We start from the raw sequence: 3,291 nt of genomic DNA, 5'->3' as shown, positions 1-3,291 counted from the left end.
CCCCGCCCGTACTCGGAGCGCACCGCGGAAATCATCGACGAGGAAGTTGACAAGCTGATCGAGAACGCGCACACCGAAGCGTGGAACGCGATCAACGACAACCGTGACATCCTTGACGAGCTGGTCCGCCAGCTGCTGGTCAAGGAGACCCTCAACGAGAAGGAACTTGCCGAGATCTTCGCGAATGTGAAGAAGGCTCCGAAACGTGAGGTGTGGCTGTCCGACGAACGTCGACCGGATTCCGACAAGCCTCCGGTCGAGATTCCGGACTCACTCAAACGCGGTGTCGGAATGAAGCCGGGCGAGTGACCATATGGATTCCATACGATTGACGGGGATTCGCGCCGCCGCAGGGCAGGGCGGATCCCCGTCCGTTTGTTCTGGCCATGATGACGGGCCGCGGTGGCGTGATTTATGTGCGGATGTCACGGTCACACTTGATTTGCGGGGAGCCATCGCCGGTGATGACATCACACAAACCGTGGATTACGCCCAACTGACCGATCGGGTGCGGCAGGTCATGGCGGCCGGCTCGTACGAGTGTGCGCTGGTGGAAACGATTGCAGGACGCATCGCGCAGGCGGTGCTGCTGTCCCACAGGGTTCATTCGGTTGATGTCGTGCTTCATGCCGGGCATCCGCTCGGTGCGGATGTCGATGAAATCGTTGTGAATGTTCATCGTCTGGCGGACGAGGACAGCCATGACGGCGCTACGCCGGCGGCGCAGGCGAGCGGATTAGTGCCGAGGCAAGACAGCGGTGAGAGCGGCGGCGATGCGTACGCCGGCAACCCGTCAGATGGCGGACGACACAGCGCCAGCCAATCCGGCGTCCCAGAAAGGCATGCCAATCCCACGCGAGTGCCGGCGCAGCAACCTTCCCACGCCGTAATCGCCATGTGTGGTGGCAGCGGGGACGGGGAACACCTGATGCGCGCCGCGGTTGTCGCCTTGGACAGTGTGCCCGGCAACCAAGTGACCGGAATCTCGCCGCTGTACCACGTCAGCGCCATCGACGGCCCGGATTCAATGTCAGCGGTGGTGCTTGTCGATACGCGGCTGGACCTTGCCGCACTCAGCCACCTGTTGGCTTCCATCAACGACAAGCATCGCGACACACTTGCATTGCACGCGGTGACCATGCGCTCTGATGCCGAAGACGGCCGGCATGAACAGGTCGGCTGGCAGGAAGCGAAAACCAAGGCGTCGATCCTCGCTCCGTGGATGGATATTGAGCCGGATGCCAGCTTTGACGGCGACCCGCTGTCCTACCTGTTGGCGCTCGCTCCGGATGCGACGCAAGTGGGGTTGTTGTCGGACAGCTGGATTCTAGGAGGAATGCAATGAACAGCACGGACGAAACGAACCGTCAAGCCGGTCAAGCCGGTCAGGCCGCTACTGCCGCTACTGCCGCTACGGCCGGCGCGGCTGGTGCTCCAGGCCTAGCCCATCAGCCAGGCATGCCCGATGACGGCATTGACGATGCGGCGATCCGCACCGCCGTGAGGATGTATCTCAAAGCAATCGGCGAAGACCCGGATCGCGATGGCCTGCTCGACACTCCCGATCGGATCGCCCGCGCTTCGCATGAGCTGTTCGCGGGTCTGCACAGCAATCCGCAGCAGGTCCTAGAGAAGCGATTCCCGGTGGACACCGATGAAATGGTTCTGGTACGCGATATCGAACTGTATTCGGTGTGCGAACATCATCTGCTCCCGTTCCACGGCGTCGCACACGTCGGCTATATCCCCTCGCACGGGGCCGTCGTCGGGCTGAGCAAACTCGCGCGGCTGGTGGACGTATACGCGCGCCGCCCGCAAGTCCAGGAACGGCTCACCCAGCAGATTGCGGACGCGCTTATGGAGTATGCAGATGCGCGCGGTGTCATCGTGGTCACGGAGTGCGAGCATTTGTGCATGTCCATGCGGGGCGTCAAAAAATCCCAGGCCCGTACCACGACATCGGCGGTTCGCGGAATCATGAAGAACCCGACGACCAGAGCCGAAGCGATGAGCCTGATCTTCTCGCAGCGGTGAACACGGAAAGAAGGACAATACATGGACCAAGCGTTGCAGGCGCTGCACGATGCCCCCAACACCATGGTGATGGGTGTGCTCAATATCACCGAAGATTCGTTCTCGGACGGAGGCAAGTGGCTTGACCCCCAGGCTGCCGCTGAGCATGGCCGTGCATTGGCTAAGGCGGGGGCGCAGATTATCGATATCGGCGCCGAATCCACTCGTCCCGGCGCCAAACGCGTGAGCGAACAGGACGAGCTCAATCGCGTGCTCGGTGCGGTTCATGCGCTTGCGGATACCGGCGTGCCGCTGTCCATCGACACCACTCGTGCCAGTGTGGCCGAAGCGGCCTTGGAAGCAGGCGCGTCGATTATCAACGATGTGTCAGGCGGCCGTTTGGATCCACAGGTTCCGCATGTGGTCGCCGAACACGACTGCTTGTATATCGTCCAGCATTGGCGCGGCTGGCTTTCAGGCTCGCACGGCGCGACCCCGGATGCCGATACCTCCGTGTACACGGGCGGTGTCATGCACGATGTCCGTGAGGAGCTGCTCAGACAGGTCGACGATGTTCTGGCCGCCGGAGTCAGGCCAGAACAGATCATCATTGATCCGGGGCTGGGGTTCTCCAAGCCGAGCGCGGCGCATAATTTCCCCTTGCTCGTCGGCTTGGATACCCTGCGTGCGAGCGGGTATCCGGTACTGATTGGCGCATCTCGCAAGCGTTTCCTCGCTGATGCGGGGATCGATGCCGGCAATATGGCGGCGCGGGATGATGCGACCGCCGCATTGTCCGCCATGTGCGCCGAACATGGCGCGTGGGCTGTGCGTGTCCATGATGTCGCCAAATCACTGGCCGCCGTCACGATGGGCACCATGTGGCGGACCTACGCGAACGCATGATGTGGGCTGATTAGACGCTGAACTTGGGCTGAATCCGGCATTCGTTATTTGGAAAGGAGCTGCGCACATGGACACCATCACGCTCACTGGAATCCGCGCGCAAGGTACGCACGGCGTGCTGGAGCATGAGCATACGCGGCCTCAGCCGTTCATCGTTGATGCGGCGATCGAGCTTGATCTCAACGCCGCCGGCCGGTCTGACGCGCTCGATGACACGGTGGATTATGGCCGGGCGGCGAAGGTGATTGTTGGGATCATTGAGGGGGAGCATGTCGACCTGATTGAACGGCTCGCCCAGCGTATCGCCGACGCGTTGCTCGCATTCGAACAGGTTAGGCGGGTCACGGTCACCGTTCATAAGCCGCATGCGCC

At 61.9% G+C, this 3,291-nt stretch carries 4 protein-coding genes and 1 pseudogene; all 5 read left to right on the top strand.

What is annotated here, in order from left to right; genetic code table 11:
- Window positions 1-309: pseudogene (locus tag ACI38B_RS00230) on the top strand (ATP-dependent zinc metalloprotease FtsH); the annotation flags it as partial.
- 4 nt (window positions 310-313) lie between these two features.
- The gene (locus ACI38B_RS00225; protein ID WP_439729037.1) at window positions 314-1,345 is read left to right on the top strand and encodes a dihydroneopterin aldolase; all 1,032 of its coding nucleotides are present in this window, start codon (window positions 314-316) and stop codon (window positions 1,343-1,345) included.
- Window positions 1,346-1,458: 113 nt separating this feature from the next.
- Entirely contained in the window at window positions 1,459-2,034 is a 576-nt protein-coding gene (folE, locus tag ACI38B_RS00220) for a GTP cyclohydrolase I FolE (protein ID WP_439729047.1), read from the top strand.
- 21 nt (window positions 2,035-2,055) lie between these two features.
- Complete coding sequence (folP, locus tag ACI38B_RS00215; protein WP_439729036.1) at window positions 2,056-2,919, top strand: dihydropteroate synthase; 864 nt, start codon at window positions 2,056-2,058, stop codon at window positions 2,917-2,919.
- A gap of 67 nt (window positions 2,920-2,986) precedes the next feature.
- Window positions 2,987-3,291, top strand: a 305-nt coding sequence (gene folB / locus ACI38B_RS00210) for a dihydroneopterin aldolase (RefSeq protein WP_439729035.1), incomplete at its 3' end; no start/stop codon positions are given.

Source organism: Bifidobacterium sp., assembly GCF_051876855.1.
Lineage (GTDB): Bacteria > Actinomycetota > Actinomycetes > Actinomycetales > Bifidobacteriaceae > Bifidobacterium.
Note: the sequence above shows the minus strand (reverse complement) of the source record. Positions and strands in the feature narration are given on the sequence as shown.